The organism is Pseudomonas sp. MF4836 (assembly GCF_002018875.1).
GTDB lineage: Bacteria > Pseudomonadota > Gammaproteobacteria > Pseudomonadales > Pseudomonadaceae > Aquipseudomonas.
The window spans coordinates 149038-164547 of record NZ_MVOL01000004.1 but is presented as its reverse complement, the minus strand read 5'-3'; the positions used below and the strand labels follow the sequence as shown (position 1 = coordinate 164547).

General features: G+C 59.8%; 12 protein-coding genes and 1 pseudogene. 1 reads left to right on the top strand and 12 read right to left on the bottom strand.

The genetic code is table 11. From position 1 onward, the window contains the following. Positions 1-32 precede the first annotated feature (32 nt). From MF4836_RS10950 to MF4836_RS10930, 5 genes and pseudogenes are all read right to left on the bottom strand, one after another. Positions 33-929: pseudogene (locus tag MF4836_RS10950) on the bottom strand (pyridoxamine 5'-phosphate oxidase family protein); the annotation flags it as partial. Between the two features lie 67 nt (positions 930-996). Further along, positions 997-1626, bottom strand: coding sequence for a glutathione S-transferase family protein (locus tag MF4836_RS10945; protein ID WP_078470349.1), 630 nt, complete (start codon positions 1624-1626; stop codon positions 997-999). 131 nt (positions 1627-1757) lie between these two features. Beyond that, complete coding sequence (locus tag MF4836_RS10940; protein ID WP_078470348.1) at positions 1758-2660, bottom strand: LysR family transcriptional regulator; 903 nt, start codon at positions 2658-2660, stop codon at positions 1758-1760. A gap of 27 nt (positions 2661-2687) precedes the next feature. After that, a complete protein-coding gene (locus MF4836_RS10935; RefSeq protein WP_078470347.1) occupies positions 2688-3011 on the bottom strand; it encodes a hypothetical protein in 324 nt (107 codons plus the stop codon). After that, entirely contained in the window at positions 3012-5216 is a 2205-nt protein-coding gene (locus MF4836_RS10930) for an OsmC domain/YcaO domain-containing protein (protein WP_078470346.1), read from the bottom strand. Positions 5217-5797: 581 nt separating this feature from the next. Between MF4836_RS10930 and MF4836_RS10925 the strand changes: the two genes are divergently transcribed. After that, positions 5798-6709 carry a bifunctional GNAT family N-acetyltransferase/nucleoside diphosphate kinase regulator gene (locus MF4836_RS10925; protein ID WP_078470345.1) on the top strand — a complete coding sequence of 304 codons (912 nt, stop codon included), beginning with the start codon at positions 5798-5800 and terminating at the stop codon, positions 6707-6709. A gap of 134 nt (positions 6710-6843) precedes the next feature. Here MF4836_RS10925 and glmS read toward each other — a convergent pair whose 3' ends face one another. The 7 genes from glmS to atpA all read right to left on the bottom strand — a co-directional run bounded on the left by glmS (position 6844) and on the right by atpA (position 15505). Beyond that, the gene (gene glmS / locus MF4836_RS10920; RefSeq protein ID WP_078470344.1) at positions 6844-8676 is read right to left on the bottom strand and encodes a glutamine--fructose-6-phosphate transaminase (isomerizing); all 1833 of its coding nucleotides are present in this window, start codon (positions 8674-8676) and stop codon (positions 6844-6846) included. A 10-nt stretch (positions 8677-8686) separates the two neighbouring features. Then, the gene (locus MF4836_RS10915; protein WP_020294921.1) at positions 8687-9454 is read right to left on the bottom strand and encodes a DeoR/GlpR family DNA-binding transcription regulator; all 768 of its coding nucleotides are present in this window, start codon (positions 9452-9454) and stop codon (positions 8687-8689) included. Between the two features lie 238 nt (positions 9455-9692). After that, positions 9693-11060 carry a bifunctional UDP-N-acetylglucosamine diphosphorylase/glucosamine-1-phosphate N-acetyltransferase GlmU gene (glmU, locus tag MF4836_RS10910; RefSeq protein WP_078470343.1) on the bottom strand — a complete coding sequence of 456 codons (1368 nt, stop codon included), beginning with the start codon at positions 11058-11060 and terminating at the stop codon, positions 9693-9695. Between the two features lie 114 nt (positions 11061-11174). Further along, entirely contained in the window at positions 11175-11600 is a 426-nt protein-coding gene (locus MF4836_RS10905) for a F0F1 ATP synthase subunit epsilon (protein WP_078470342.1), read from the bottom strand. A 45-nt stretch (positions 11601-11645) separates the two neighbouring features. Beyond that, positions 11646-13022, bottom strand: coding sequence for a F0F1 ATP synthase subunit beta (gene atpD / locus MF4836_RS10900; RefSeq protein ID WP_020294925.1), 1377 nt, complete (start codon positions 13020-13022; stop codon positions 11646-11648). Between the two features lie 27 nt (positions 13023-13049). Then, positions 13050-13910, bottom strand: coding sequence for a F0F1 ATP synthase subunit gamma (gene atpG / locus MF4836_RS10895; protein ID WP_020294926.1), 861 nt, complete (start codon positions 13908-13910; stop codon positions 13050-13052). Between the two features lie 50 nt (positions 13911-13960). Next, on the bottom strand, positions 13961-15505 hold the full coding sequence (atpA, locus tag MF4836_RS10890) for a F0F1 ATP synthase subunit alpha (RefSeq protein WP_020294927.1): 1545 nt from the start codon (positions 15503-15505) through the stop codon (positions 13961-13963). Between the last annotated feature and the right edge of the window lie 5 nt (positions 15506-15510).

The window sequence follows — 15510 nt, the reverse complement described above, 5'->3', positions numbered from 1 at the left end:
GCGCCGGGTATTTTTAGACGCTCCGGTCAAACCGAGGGCGCCGGGAAATGCCCGCGCAAACCCAGGGCCGCCGGGCGTCGTACCAGGTGCTCGACCTGCAGTTGCCAGACTCGCTCGGCCCCCGGCAAGGCCTCGACCTGCGGGCCCTCAAGGATGATCTGCGTACGGCCGCTGAGTTGCAGCAGATCGCCCCGGGCAAAGTCGATAAACAGCAAGCCGGCGCGGGGATTGAGCAACAGGTTACCCAGGGTGTTGAAGAAACGGTTGCCCGAGTAATCCGGAATCGTCAGGCAATTACCCTCGACCCTGACGAACCCGGGCGGCCCGCCACGATGGGAAACATCCACCGAACGGCCCTCGGGCTGGTCCAGGTAACTGGCGACAAACAGCGTATCGGCGGCGCTGATCAGGGCCGTCGCGGCCGCGTCCAACTGTTCCAGCCGTTGCACCGCAGGCAAGGCCGAGGTGATGGCTGGCGCCTGCTCGAACTCGCGGCGCTGGATGTATTGCGGGCAATTGCCGAACGCCTGCTGCACTGCAACGCTGAAACCGTCTGCAGCGTAAGCCTGGAGGCGGCCATTGAGCCGATTCCGGCGCCGCGTGTGCAGCTCGATCCCGAGCAAGCCGATGGCGGCGCCCGCAGCCAGCTGCGCCGGGTCTTCGGGCGCTGGCAACCGCTCAATGTGCAACAGGTCCGGCGCCGGGCTATGGGCGAAGCCGGGCGGCCCTTCAAGGAGGCTGGCCCAAGGGTTGCCCGCAGCATCCACCGCGCCAAACAGCAGGAAAGGCAACTGCTGATAGAACTGGCGGTGCTGATCGGGCATTGCCTGGCGGATCACCTTGCTGCCAAGCGCTTGCATGCGCTCGACCACCCCCATGTGCGCCTGCAACTGTTGTTCACCGGCGTGCCAGGGCGATTGTGGGTTCATGACGATGGCTCCCTTGTGCCCGAGGCACAGTCAACAGGGGCGCCAGCCGGGCTGGGCCCTCAATGGTTTACGCGGTGTACAGGCCGGCCACGGTACGCGGCATCGGGACAAAACCGGGCCAGGCTTCGATGCGCGCCAGCCAGGTGCGGACCTGGGGGTAATCGGCCAGGGACACGTTGCCTTCCGGGGCGTGGGCGATATAGCTGTAGCACGCCACATCGGCGATGGTCGGCTCGGCACCTGCCAGGTAAGGCTGCGGCGCCAGTTCCTGATCGAGCACCTTGAGCAACGCGTGAGAACGGGCAATCACTTGCGGGGCATCGCCCGGCGCGCCAAACACCGTAATCAGGCGTGCCGTGGCCGGGCCCGAGGCCAACGGCCCCGCCGCCACCGACAGCCAACGCTGAACCCGTGCCGCGCCTACCGGGTCACTTGGCAGCCAGCGGCCCTGGCCATAGCGCTGCGCCAGGTACACCAGAATCGCGTTGGAGTCGGCCAGGATCACCCCCTGGTCATCAATCACCGGCACCTGGCCGAATGAATTCAATGCCAGGAACGCCGGCTGTTTGTGTGCCCCCTGGGTCAGGTCGACCAACAGGGTCTCGACCGGCAGGTGCAGCAGCGACAGCATCAACTCGACGCGGTGCGCGTGGCCAGAACGGGGGAAGTTGTAAAACTTGATCGGGGACTGGGACACAGGAACTCCGCAAGGTAACGACGGCTCACGGGAGCCGCACTGACGGGAGCCATCTTCCACCCTGTGTGAAAACTGCAGAATCACCAGAAAACACAATCCATTATTTCATTGGCTGCAATAAAGCCTGATGGCTAGCGGCTCAACGCCGGGTGCTCGCGCAGCCCCTGTACCGCCAGATCGACAAAACTGCGCACCCGCGCCGGCGCCTTGCGCCCGCCCTGATACACCACATGAATCGGCAAGGGCGCCAGCTCGAAGGCCTGCAAGACGATTTCCAGCTCGCCAGCCGCCACTCTGCTCGCCACCTGGTACGACAGCACCCGGGTCAGGCCCAGCCCCAGGCACGCCGCGCTGATCGCCGCCTGGTTGGCGGAAACCAGCAGCCGTGGCTCCAGGCGAATATTCAGTGCGGTGCCGCCCTGCTCAAACTGCCAATGACGCGACTGGCCGACCGCAGACGGGGCAATGATCGGCGCCTGACGCAAATCCTCCGGGTGCTGGGGCCGACCATGGGCCGACAGAAAGGCCGGCGAGGCACACACCACCCGGCGCACTTCGCCAACCCGGATCGCATGCTGGCCGCTGTCCGGCAGCTCGCCGATGCGCACCGCGACGTCGATGCCCTCGTCGACCATGCTCGCTACCCGATCCACCAGCAACGCGTTGATGCTGACCTCGGGAAACTGGCGCAGGTAATCGACCACCAGCGGCGTGACAAACAAATCGCCAAACAACACCGGCGCGGTGATCGTCAGTTGCCCACGGGGCTGGGCATGCACCCCGGCGGCCGAGGCTTCGGCGTCCTGCAATTCGCCAAGGATTCGCCGGCAGTCTTCCAGGAAACGCTGGCCGGCATCGGTCACGTGCACGCTGCGGGTGGTGCGGGTCAGCAGCAGGCTGCCAATGCGCTGTTCGAGTGCCGCCACCGCGCGGGTCACACTGGCCGCCGACAGGTTCAAGCGCCGGGCCGCCGCCGCAAATCCCTGCTCTTGAGCAACGCAGACGAACACCTGCATTTCCTGGAATCTATCCATGGATCAACCTCGGCGGCGGTGGTTGTTCTAGCGAATGCACCAGGTGGTGACGTCATGCTTGTCAAACGCCACGCAGCCGTTGTTCTTGGCGATCAACCGATAAGGCGCATCCGGCGTGTAGGAGAAATAGAAATAGTGCTGTCGGTCTTCGCCGTACAGCCAATAGGACGACGAACCCTGATTGATCACCGTGGGTTCGAAGGTCCAGATCGATGACTCGGCCGGGATGAAGTTGGAGCGCTCCAGCAGCATCAGCAGACCGTTGGACAGTACCGGCGTCAGGGCCCCCAGCAACAGGAGCGTGGCCGCGCCGGCCAAGATCAATGGGTACAGCAGGCGCGACCTGGGCATTTAACGAGCTGACGCCGCGACATTGGCCCGCGCCGTGTGCAGCTTCTTGTAGCTGTCGATCAGCCGCAGGTGCCGGTCGAGCCCTTCCAGCTTCATGCTGGTCGGTGTCAGGCCGTAGAAACGCACGCTGGAATTGACCGAACCGATCGCGGCGTCCATCCGCTCGTTGCCGAACATGCGGCGGAAATTGACCTCGTAGTCTTCCAGCTCCAGGTCTTCGTCCAGTTCCATTTCCAGCACTGCGTTCACGGCCTGGTAGAACAGCCCGCGCTCGACCGTGTTGTCGTTGTACTGGAGGAAGGTTTCGACCGCCTCCTTGGCTTCTTCAAATTGCTGCAGGGCCAGGTAAATCAGCAGCTTCAGCTCAAGGATGGTCAACTGGCCCCAGGCCGTGTTGTCGTCGAACTCGATGCCGATCAAGGTGGTGATATCGGTGTAGTCGTCCAGCTCACTTTCCACCAGACGCTCGACCAGGTCTTTCAGGGCCTCCTCGTCCAGGCGATGCAGGTTGAGGATATCGGCGCGGAAGAACAGCGCTTTGTTGGTGTTATCCCAAATCAGATCGTCCACCGGATAAATTTCCGAGTAGTCCGGCACCAGGATGCGACAGGCCGGGGCGCCGAGATGCTCGTAGACCGCCATGTAGGCTTCTTTACCCATGCCTTCGAGAATGCCGAACAGCGTCGCGGCCTCTTCGGCATTGGCGTTCTCACCCTGGCTGGTGAAGTCCCACTCCACAAACTCGTAGTCCGACTTGGAGCTGAAGAAACGCCACGACACCACGCCGCTGGAGTCGATAAAGTGCTCGACGAAGTTGTTCGGCTCAGTGACCGCATGGCCTTCAAAAGTCGGCTGGGGCAAATCGTTGAGGCCTTCAAAACTGCGGCCTTGCAGCAGTTCAGTGAGGCTGCGCTCCAGCGCCACTTCCAGGCTTGGGTGGGCGCCGAATGAAGCGAATACACCGCCGGTGCGCGGGTTCATCAAGGTTACGCACATCACCGGAAACTCACCGCCCAGGGATGCGTCCTTCACCAGCACCGGGAAACCCTGGGCTTCCAGACCCTGAATCCCCGCCAGGATCCCAGGGTATTTGGCCAGCACTTCCTGGGGCACATCCGGCAGCGCGAATTCACCTTCGATGATTTCGCGTTTCACCGCACGCTCGAAGATCTCCGACAGGCACTGCACCTGGGCTTCGGCCAGCGTGTTGCCGGCACTCATGCCGTTGCTGAGGAACAGATTTTCGATCAGGTTCGATGGGAAATACACCACCTCGCCATCGGACTGACGCACAAAGGGCAGCGAAACGATGCCGCGCTCTTCGTTGCCGGAGTTGGTGTCGTACAAATGCGAACCGCGCAACTCGCCATCGCGGTTGTAGATCTTCAGGCAATACGCATCGAGAATGCCGGCCGGCAGTTCATCTTTACGGCCGGGCTTGAACCAGCGCTCATCCGGGTAATGCACAAACGCCGCGTTGGCGATGTCCTCGCCCCAGAACTGATCGTTGTAGAAGAAGTTGCAGTTGAGGCGCTCGATAAACTCGCCCAGGGCCGACGCCAGCGCACCTTCCTTGGTCGCACCCTTGCCGTTGGTGAAACACATCGGCGAATGCGCATCGCGGATATGCAGCGACCACACATTGGGCACGATATTGCGCCAGGAGGCGATCTCGATCTTCATCCCCAGGCCCGCCAGAATGGCCGACATATTGGCGATGGTCTGCTCCAGCGGCAGGTCCTTGCCCACAATGTAGGTGCCTGCATCGCTGGCCGCATTGGGCATCAACAATGCCTGGGCATCGGCATCCAGGTTTTCCACTTCCTCAATCACAAACTCCGGCCCGGCCTGCACCACCTTCTTCACCGTGCAACGGTCGATGGAGCGCAGGATGCCCTGACGGTCTTTGTCGGAAATATCAGCCGGCAACTCAACCTGGATCTTGAAAATCTGGTTGTAGCGATTTTCCGGGTCAACAATGTTGTTCTGCGACAGGCGGATATTCTCGGTAGGAATACTGCGAGTGTCGCAATACAACTTCACGAAATAGGCCGCACACAGCGCCGACGAAGCCAGAAAGTAATCGAATGGACCCGGCGCCGAGCCATCGCCCTTATAGCGAATAGGCTGATCGGCCACTACCGTGAAGTCATCGAACTTGGCTTCAAGTCGAAGGTTGTCGAGAAAGTTGACCTTGATTTCCATGGGGGATTACCAGAATAACGAGCCACAAATTTGGCCGGTATTATCCGGTTTTTCGGTCGGAAGTCTTGTGCTTTTCCGTGAGGGCCGCTGGCCGGCCCTAGGCCGCTCCCCGTGCAGCAGGGCTACGGGCGATCAATAGACCGCGTTATTTTCAACCCGGTCTTATATCGGCTGAAAAGCCGCAGCCATGTTGCTTATACCCAGTAGTTACGGGCGAATAATGGCCAGCCGAGATTAATACACTTGCCAATTAAGCAAGATATCGTCGCCAAGTTAGCGGTACATAACTCTTGTCGTTGTTTTTATGCGATCAACTAGCGGGACGTAGAATTCTTCGGCCAATGCATATCAAGAGAAAGAACTGGCCTGTGCCAAGCCAAAAAATCACCACGCTGTTTCCCGTGGGAAGAGAAGCCGACGTGGCGGTGTTTATTTACGGGCAGTGACCAGACGCTGAATCGTCAAACGCCCCAGGCAATTCGGCATTCCTCGCGTTATGTCTTAACATAGCCGGTTGCCGAAAGAACCGTCATGGCCATAGCCATGAAGGGCTTTCATCCTTTGCGATAAGTGTGGTGAAGATGAACAAGCCTTTCATTTCGTTGTGCCCTGAAATTACTCGGGCGCACGCGCTGACGCTGATGGATTGGTTGGAAGACGAACGCGTCACCTGCTATCTGAGCGATTCGCGTGATGTCTCGCGCTCCATCGAGCAAGCCATCGATCGGACTCAATCGCCGATCCTGACCCATCTCTTCAACCAGGGCGGCCGATTCTTCATGGCCTATGACCGGCACGACGCCCCGGTGGGCTTTGTCCGTCTGATCAAGACCGACTCAAATTGCGAGATAGTCCTGGTCATCGGAAACAGCGACAAATGGGGCCGCAACCTTGGCGCCCGCACGATCCGCGAAGGCATGAAACTGGCCTTCCTCGACATGCGGGCCAAGAAGCTCATCGCCAAGATCCACCCGGACAACGCGCGCTCGCTGAAGGCCTTTCTGCGCAGCGGCTTTGTGCTTGAGAGCGAAACGCCGACATTGAAGTCATTTTCCATGACGGCGGGGCGCTATCGCCAGTTCTTGCGCGAAGGTGCTGCTGGCGACTCCACCAGGATCTACATCACTGAAATCGACAAGGCCAGGCTCGAAAGTCTAATCGTGCTCGAGCAAGGCCCGGCCGTTGTTGAACTCGAACATGAGCTTGAGCGAGCCATTGTGGTCAAGCCACAGCAGGTGGCGCGCAATGTCGTCACGATGAACTCCAGGACCTTGCTGCAGCTGGACGACGAAGAGATGGAAGTGGCCTTGGTCTACCCTGAAGACGCGGATAGCAACGCAGGGAAGCATTCCGTGTATTCCGATATCGGCGCCGCCATCCTGGGCTATCAGGAGGGGGACGCCATCGACTGGCGAATTTCAGATCGGACCCGTCGGATTGAGATCAGGAAAGTGCTTTACCAGCCGGAGGCTGCGGGCGATTTCCACCTTTAACTGCGCCCTTTGCTCAGTGTTGGACCATCAGGCGCGAGGTGGTTGCGAAAGGCAGGAGGCGGTAGGACAGACCTAGCCGGCTCCTGCGACACTTTTAAGCCTCTCAATCCACGCGATTTACGCCTGTGGATAACTCACTCCACTGTCACCGACTTGGCCAGGTTGCGCGGTTGGTCGACGTCGGTGCCCTTGAGCACGGCGACGTAGTAGGACAGCAGTTGCAGCGGGATGGTGTAGAGGATCGGCGACAGGATGTCGTGGATGTGCGGCATGTGGACCACGTGGGTGCCTTCGCCATTGGTCATGCCTGCCTGTTCATCGGCGAACACGATCAGCTCGCCGCCACGGGCGCGCACTTCCTGCAGGTTGGACTTGAGCTTCTCCAGCAACTCGTTGTTCGGCGCCACAGTCACCACCGGCATGTCGTTATCCACAAGCGCCAGCGGGCCGTGTTTCAACTCGCCGGCCGGGTAGGCTTCAGCGTGAATGTAGGAGATTTCCTTGAGCTTGAGCGCTCCTTCCATGGCCACCGGGAATTGCGCACCGCGACCCAGGAACAGGGTGTGGTTCTTCTCGGCGAACAGCTCAGCGATTTTTTCCACCGTGCTGTCCATGGCCAGGGCTTCGCCCAGGCGGGTCGGCAGGCGGCGCAACTCTTCTACCAGGGTCGCTTCGACGCCCTTGGCCAGGGTGCCACGGACCTGGCCCAGGGACAGGGTCAGCAGCAGCAGGCCGACCAGTTGCGTGGTGAACGCCTTGGTCGAGGCTACGCCAATTTCACGGCCGGCCTGGGTCAGCAGGGTCAGGTCGGATTCACGCACCAGCGAGCTGATGCCGACGTTGCAGATGGCCAGGCTGGCGAGAAAACCCAGCTCCTTGGCATTGCGCAGGGCGGCCAGGGTGTCGGCGGTTTCCCCGGACTGGGAAATGGTGACGAACAGGGTGTCAGGCTGCACCACCACCTTGCGGTAGCGGAACTCGCTGGCAACTTCGACCTGGCACGGGATGCCGGCCAGCTCTTCGAGCCAGTAACGGGCAACCATGCCGGCGTGGTAACTGGTGCCGCAGGCGACGATCTGGACATTGCGCACTTTGGCGAACAGCTCGGCGGCCTGTGGACCGAAGGCCTGGACCAACACCTGGTTCTGACTCAGACGGCCTTCCAGGGTGCGTTGCACCACGGCTGGCTGCTCGTGGATTTCCTTGAGCATGAAGTGGCGGAACTCGCCCTTGTCGGCAGCTTCGGCACCGTCGCGGTACTGCACGGCTTCGCGCTCGACCGGGTTCCCCGTCACGTCCCAGATCTGCACGCTGTCGCGGCGGATCTCGGCGATATCGCCCTCCTCCAGGTACATGAAGCGGTCGGTCACCTGGCGCAGGGCCAGTTGGTCGGAAGCCAGGAAGTTCTCGCCAAGGCCCAGGCCGATCACCAGCGGGCTGCCGCTGCGGGCGGCAATCACGCGGTCAGGCTGGGAGGCGCTGATCACCGCCAGGCCGTAGGCGCCATGCAACTCTTTGACGGTGGCCTTGAGGGCCACGGTCAGGTCACCCAGCTCCTTGAGCTTGAGGTTCAGCAGGTGGGCGATGACTTCGGTGTCGGTGTCGGAGGTGAACACATAACCCTGGGCCTTGAGCTGTGCGCGCAGGGCTTCGTGGTTCTCGATGATGCCGTTGTGCACCACGGCCAGGTCGCCGGAGAAATGCGGGTGGGCGTTGCGCTCGCAAGGGGCACCGTGGGTGGCCCAACGGGTGTGGGCGATACCCAGGCGGCCAACCAGAGGTTCAGCCTCCAGGGCCTGTTCCAACTCGCTGACCTTGCCCGGGCGACGCACGCGCTCTAGGGTGCCGGCGTTGGTGAAAACGGCTACACCGGCGCTGTCATAGCCACGGTATTCAAGGCGTTTGAGGCCTTCGAGCAGGATCGGCGTGATATTACGTTCAGCAACGGCGCCAACAATTCCACACATGGTTTTTCTCCTAAATGACAGCCGCGCATATCAGCGTAATGCCACGGGCCTGGATCTGGTCGCGGGCCTCGAGCGGCAGGCGATCGTCGGTAATAAGGGTATGGACACTGCTCCATGGCAGCTCCAGGTTGGGAATCTTGCGGCCGATCTTGTCAGCCTCCACCATCACCACCACTTCCCGGGCCACATCGGCCATCACTCGGCTCAAGCCCAGCAACTCGTTGAAGGTGGTGGTTCCTCGCACCAGATCGATACCGTCGGCGCCGATAAACAACTGGTCGAAGTCGTAGGAGCGTAGTACCTGTTCGGCGACCTGGCCTTGAAAGGACTCGGAGTGCGGGTCCCAGGTGCCACCGGTCATCAACAGCACCGGCTCGTGCTCCAGTTCGCTCAGGGCGTTGGCCACGTGCAGGGAGTTGGTCATGACCACCAGGCCTGGCTGCTGGCCAAGTTCGGGAATCATGGCGGCGGTGGTACTGCCGCTGTCGATGATGATCCGCGCGTGCTCGCGAATGCGTTTGACCGCAGCGCGGGCGATAGCCTGCTTGTACTTGGAGACCGGCTGGCCAATCTCGCTGACCAATTCCTGGGGCATGCTGATAGCACCGCCGTAGCGTCGCAGCAGCAAACCGTGGCTCTCAAGTGCAGCCAGATCCTTGCGGATCGTAACTTCCGAAGTTTCGAAGCGCTTGGCCAGCTCGTCCACGCTCACTTCGCCCTGTTCATTGAGCAAGGCAAGAATATTGTGGCGTCGTTGGGGTGTATTGCGTTTCGACATGGGGGCTTAAGTTTCGATTCGAAAGATAACGGAAGCAATCAAAACCTATCGGCTGAAATTCGTCAAGCGGGCGATGGAAAAAACCATGGGTGTTGGCGGGTGGAAAGTTATCCACAGAACGGGTCTAGCTACGATCGGCGCTACCCGGTGCATGCCTCTCGGGTGGGAGTCGGAAGCTCACTTGTGCCCGACATCTATGCAACAACAGCCCGGGCATTGCACCCGGGCTGTGGATAACTCAGTTCTTTTTGATCTTCTCCGGACGTTTCCAGCCGTCGATGTTCTTTTGCCGGGAGCGCGCCACGGCCAACTGGGATTTCTCCACCTTCTGGTTGATCGTCGAACCGGCCGCAGTTGTCGCGCCGTCCAAGATATCCACAGGCGCCACCAGGGAGTTGTTGGAACCGATGAATACATCCTGGCCCAGCACCGTCTTGTGCTTGTTGGCGCCGTCATAGTTGCAGGTGATGGTGCCCGCACCGATGTTGGTCCGTGCGCCGATTTCGGCATCGCCCAGGTAGGTCAGATGACCGGCCTTGGCGTCTTCGCCGAGGTGAGCATTCTTCAGTTCGACAAAGTTACCCACATGGGCCCGGGCATCCAGCACCGTGCCCGGACGCAGGCGGGCGAAAGGACCGGCATCGCTGCCCTCGCCCAACACCGCGCCATCGATGTGGCTGTTCGCCTTGATCACCACCCCCTTGCGCAGGGTGCTGTCCTTGATCACGCAGTTAGGGCCGATAACCACGTCGTCCTCGATCACTACCCGGCCTTCAAGAATCACGTTGATATCGATCAGCACGTCGCGGCCGACCGTGACGTCACCGCGGACGTCAAAACGTGCCGGGTCGCGCAGGGTCACGCCCTGGGCCATCAGACGACGCGCCGCGCGCAACTGGTAGTGCCGCTCCAGTTCCGACAGTTGCTTGCGATCGTTGGCGCCCTGCACTTCCATGGCGTCATGGGGTTGCTCGGTGGCCACGGTCAACCCGTCGCTGACCGCCATGGCAATCACATCGGTCAGGTAATACTCGCCCTGGGCGTTGTTATTCGACAGCCGACTCATCCAGTCGCCCAGACGCTTGGCCGGGACCGCGAGAATACCGGTGTTGCCTTCGGTGATAGCACGCTCGGCTTCGTTGGCGTCCTTCTGCTCGACGATGGCGGTAACCTTGCCTTCGCCGTTGCGCACGATGCGCCCGTAGCCGGTCGGGTCCGCCAATTCAACCGTCAACAGGCCTAACTGCTCGGGGCCGGCCTGCAATAGCAGGCGTTGCAGGGTCTCGACCTCGATCAACGGCACGTCGCCATAGAGGATCAGCACCGTATCGGCACTGATGAACGGCACCGCCTGGGCAACCGCATGGCCGGTACCGAGCTGCTTGTCCTGCAGCACGAAATTCAGATCATCCGCTGCCAGGCGCTCGCGCACGGCATCGGCACCGTGGCCGATGACCACGTGAATCCGCTCCGGGCTGAGCTGGCGGGCACTGTGGATAACATGGCCGAGCATGGAGTTGCCCGCCACCGGGTGCAGAACCTTCGGCAAGGCCGAGCGCATGCGCGTGCCTTGACCGGCAGCGAGAATAACGATTTCGAGAGACATGACTGGCTACCAATCCTGGGAGGTCAGGCTACGACCAAGAAGTGAGAGTTGCAGAAAAAGAAAAAGGGTAGCCGAGGCTACCCTTTTTAATCAATCACACATAAAGCTCAGGGCTTAGCCGCCAAACTTTTTGCGGATCTGCTGGACGGTGCGCAGCTGAGCTGCAGCCTCGGCCAGACGTGCAGCAGCAGAACCGTAGTCGAAATCTGCGCCCTTTTCATTCAGGGCCTTCTCAGCGGCCTTGACGGCTTGCTGAGCGGAGGCTTCGTCCAGGTCGGCAGCACGTTGCACGGTGTCGGCAAGAACCTTGACCATGTTCGGCTGAACCTCGAGGAAACCACCGGAGATGTAAAACACCTCGGTTTCCCCGCCCTGCTTGATCAAGCGGATCGGACCTGGCTTCAAATTGGTGATCAGCGGTGCGTGACCCAGAGCGATACCAAGATCACCCAGCTCACCGTGCGCAATTACCATTTCAACCAGACCGGAGAAGATTTCCCCTTCCGCGCTGACGATATCGCAATGGACTGTCATAGCCATCTGCTTGCCTCAACCTAAATTAGCGCCCGTTGCCGGGCGCCGGGATTACAGTTTCTTGGCTTTCTCGATCGCTTCTTCGATGCCGCCGACCATGTAGAACGCTTGTTCTGGCAGGTGGTCGTAGTCACCGTTGAGGATGCCTTTGAAGCCAGCAATGGTGTCTTTCAGGGAAACGTATTTACCCGAAGCACCGGTGAAGACTTCAGCCACGAAGAACGGCTGCGACAAGAAGCGCTGGATCTTACGAGCGCGGGATACCAACTGCTTGTCGGTTTCCGACAGCTCGTCCATACCCAGGATCGCGATGATGTCCTTCAGCTCTTTGTAGCGCTGCAGCACGTACTGAACGCCGCGAGCGGTGTCGTAGTGCTCCTGGCCGATCACGTTCGGGTCCAGCTGGCGCGAAGTCGAGTCGAGTGGATCGACCGCTGGGTAGATACCCAGGGAAGCGATGTCACGGGACAGAACGACGGTGGCGTCCAAGTGGGCGAAGGTGGTCGCTGGCGACGGGTCGGTCAAGTCATCCGCAGGTACGTATACCGCTTGGATCGAAGTGATCGAGCCTTCTTTGGTCGAAGTGATACGTTCTTGCAGAACGCCCATCTCTTCAGCCAGGGTCGGCTGGTAACCTACTGCGGAAGGCATACGGCCCAGCAGTGCGGATACTTCAGTACCGGCCAGGGTGTAACGATAGATGTTGTCGACGAACAGCAGAACGTCGTTACCTTCGTCACGGAACTTCTCAGCCATGGTCAGGCCGGTCAGTGCTACGCGCAGACGGTTACCCGGCGGCTCGTTCATCTGACCGTAAACCAGTGCCACTTTGTCCAGAACGTTGGAATCCTTCATCTCGTGGTAGAAGTCGTTACCCTCACGAGTACGCTCACCCACACCGGCGAACACGGAATAACCGCTGTGCTCGATGGCGATGTTACGGATCAGTTCCATCATGTTTACGGTTTTGCCTACACCGGCACCACCGAACAGACCGACTTTACCGCCTTTGGCAAACGGGCAAACCAGGTCGATAACCTTGATGCCGGTTTCCAGCAGATCGTTGCCGCCAGCTTGCTCGGCGAACGAAGGTGCTGGACGGTGAATGCCCCAACGCTCTTCGGTGTCGATCGGGCCAGCTTCGTCAATCGGGTTGCCCAGTACGTCCATGATCCGGCCCAGGGTCGCTTTACCGACCGGTACGGAGATGGCTGCGCCAGAGTCGATAACGTCCAGACCGCGCTTCAAGCCTTCGGTGGAACCCATCGCAATGGTACGAACTACGCCGTCGCCCAGCTGCTGCTGAACTTCCAGAGTAGTTTCCGCGCCTTGTACTTTCAGCGCGTTGTAGATGCTCGGTACGCTGTCGCGTGGAAATTCCACGTCGATAACGGCGCCGATGATTTGAACGATACGTCCGCTACTCATAGCTGGATCCTCTGAATATTTGAACCGTTAAACCGCGGCAGCGCCGCCGACGATTTCCGAGATCTCTTGGGTGATCGCAGCCTGACGCGCCTTGTTGTAGATCAGCTGCAAATCGCTGATCAAATCACCGGCGTTGTCGGTAGCGTTCTTCATTGCGATCATCCGCGCGGCTTGTTCAGCTGCGTTGTTCTCGACCACCGCCTGGTACACCTGCGACTCCACGTAGCGCACCATCAAGCCGTCTAGCAGCTCTTTGGCGTCTGGTTCGTAGAGGTAGTCCCAGTGGTGCTTGAGTTCTTGATCCGGGGTTGCCTCCAGCGGAATCAACTGCTCCACCTTAGGCTGCTGCGTCATGGTGTTGATGAACTTGTTGGACACCACGGACAGGCGATCAATACGGCCTTCCAGATAAGCATCCAGCATCACCTTGACGCTGCCGATCAGATCATTGATCGACGGCTCTTCACCCAAGTGGCTGATGGCTGCAACGACGTTACCGCCGAAGTTGCGGAAGAATGCCGCACCTTTGCTGCCTACCACGCACAGATCGATCTCGACGCCGTTTTCGCGGTTTACCGCCATGTCCTTGACCAGGGCCTTGAACAGGTTGGTGTTCAAGCCACCGCACAAACCACGGTCACTGCTCACGACGACATAACCAACGCGCTTGATTTCGCGGTCGATCATGAACGGGTGGCGATATTCCGGGTTGGCGTTGGCCAGATGCCCAATTACCTGGCGGATACGCTCCGCATAAGGACGGCTAGCAGCCATGCGCATTTGTGCCTTGCGCATTTTGCTGACCGCCACTTTTTCCATGGCGCTGGTAATTTTTTGCGTGCTTTTGATGCTCGCAATCTTACTGCGAATCTCTTTTGCGCCTGCCATGTAACACCTATCAGGTTAGCAAGCGGGAGCCTTGCGGCTCCCGCTGCGGCTTACCAGGTTTGGGTGGCCTTGAACTTCTCGATACCGGCTTTCAGGCCAGCGTCGATTTCGTCATTGAAGTCACCCTTCACGTTGATCTTGGCCAACAAGTCGGCATGATCGCGGTTGAAGTAAGCAATCAGCGCTTGTTCAAAGCTGCCGACCTTGGTGATTTCGACGTCAGTCAGGAACCCGCGCTCAGCGGCATACAGCGACAGCGACATGTCGGCGATCGACATTGGCGCGTATTGCTTCTGCTTCATCAGCTCGGTAACGCGCTGACCATGCTCAAGTTGCTTACGGGTCGCTTCGTCCAGGTCAGAAGCGAACTGGGCGAATGCCGCCAGTTCACGGTACTGAGCCAGAGCGGTACGGATACCACCGGAGAGCTTCTTGATGATCTTGGTCTGAGCAGCACCACCTACACGGGATACCGAAACACCGGCGTTCACAGCAGGACGGATCCCGGAGTTGAACATGGCCGATTCCAGGAAGATCTGACCGTCAGTGATGGAAATCACGTTGGTCGGAACGAACGCGGAAACGTCGCCAGCTTGAGTTTCGATGATCGGCAGAGCAGTCAGGGAACCGGTTTTGCCGGTTACCGCGCCGTTGGTGAACTTCTCTACGTACTCTTCCGAAACGCGGGATGCGCGCTCCAGCAGACGGGAGTGGAGATAGAACACGTCGCCTGGGTAGGCTTCACGGCCTGGTGGACGACGCAGCAGCAGGGAAATCTGGCGGTAAGCCACTGCTTGCTTGGACAGATCGTCATAAACGATCAGCGCGTCTTCACCGCGGTCGCGGAAGAACTCGCCCATGGTGCAACCGGAGTACGGTGCCAGGAATTGCAGCGCAGGAGATTCCGAAGCACTGGCAGCCACGATGATCGTGTTGGCCAGGGCGCCGTTTTCTTCCAGCTTGCGAACCACGTTGGCGATGGTCGATTGTTTCTGACCGATAGCAACGTAGACGCAGAAGATACCGCTGTTCTTCTGGTTGATGATCGCGTCGATCGCCAGAGCGGTTTTACCGATCTGACGGTCACCGATGATCAGCTCACGCTGGCCACGGCCGACTGGGATCATGGCATCGACAGCCTTGTAGCCAGTCTGTACAGGCTGGTCTACCGACTTACGCCAGATCACGCCTGGAGCAACTTTCTCGACCGCGTCGGTCAAGGTGTTGTTCAGCGGACCTTTGCCGTCAACTGGGTTACCCAGTGCGTCGACTACGCGACCCAGGAGTTCCTTACCAACTGGAACCTCGAGGATGCGGCCGGTGCACTTGGCGCTCATGCCTTCAGCCAGACTGGTGTATGCGCCCAATACAACGGCACCTACGGAGTCTTGCTCCAGGTTGAGGGCCATACCGTAGACGCCGCCCGGAAACTCGATCATCTCGCCGTACATGACGTCGGCCAGACCGTGAATCCGCACGATGCCGTCAGATACGCTGACGACAGTGCCTTCGTTACGGGCTTGGGAGGTCACATCGAGCTTGTCGATGCGGCCCTTGATAATTTCACTTATTTCGGAAGGATTGAGTTGCTGCATTGCTC

Excerpts from the sequence above, each read along its gene's own strand:
- MF4836_RS10940 (WP_078470348.1), bottom strand. The coding sequence starts at position 2,660 with ATGGATAGATTCCAGGAAATGCAGGTGTTCGTCTGCGTTGCTCAAGAG.
- MF4836_RS10935 (WP_078470347.1), bottom strand. The coding sequence starts at position 3,011 with ATGCCCAGGTCGCGCCTGCTGTACCCATTGATCTTGGCCGGCGCGGCC.
- MF4836_RS10930 (WP_078470346.1), bottom strand. The coding sequence starts at position 5,216 with ATGGAAATCAAGGTCAACTTTCTCGACAACCTTCGACTTGAAGCCAAG.
- MF4836_RS10925 (WP_078470345.1), top strand. The coding sequence starts at position 5,798 with ATGAACAAGCCTTTCATTTCGTTGTGCCCTGAAATTACTCGGGCGCAC.
- glmS (WP_078470344.1), bottom strand. The coding sequence starts at position 8,676 with ATGTGTGGAATTGTTGGCGCCGTTGCTGAACGTAATATCACGCCGATC.
- MF4836_RS10915 (WP_020294921.1), bottom strand. The coding sequence starts at position 9,454 with ATGTCGAAACGCAATACACCCCAACGACGCCACAATATTCTTGCCTTG.
- glmU (WP_078470343.1), bottom strand. The coding sequence starts at position 11,060 with ATGTCTCTCGAAATCGTTATTCTCGCTGCCGGTCAAGGCACGCGCATG.
- MF4836_RS10905 (WP_078470342.1), bottom strand. The coding sequence starts at position 11,600 with ATGGCTATGACAGTCCATTGCGATATCGTCAGCGCGGAAGGGGAAATC.
- atpD (WP_020294925.1), bottom strand. The coding sequence starts at position 13,022 with ATGAGTAGCGGACGTATCGTTCAAATCATCGGCGCCGTTATCGACGTG.
- atpG (WP_020294926.1), bottom strand. The coding sequence starts at position 13,910 with ATGGCAGGCGCAAAAGAGATTCGCAGTAAGATTGCGAGCATCAAAAGC.
- atpA (WP_020294927.1), bottom strand. The coding sequence starts at position 15,505 with ATGCAGCAACTCAATCCTTCCGAAATAAGTGAAATTATCAAGGGCCGC.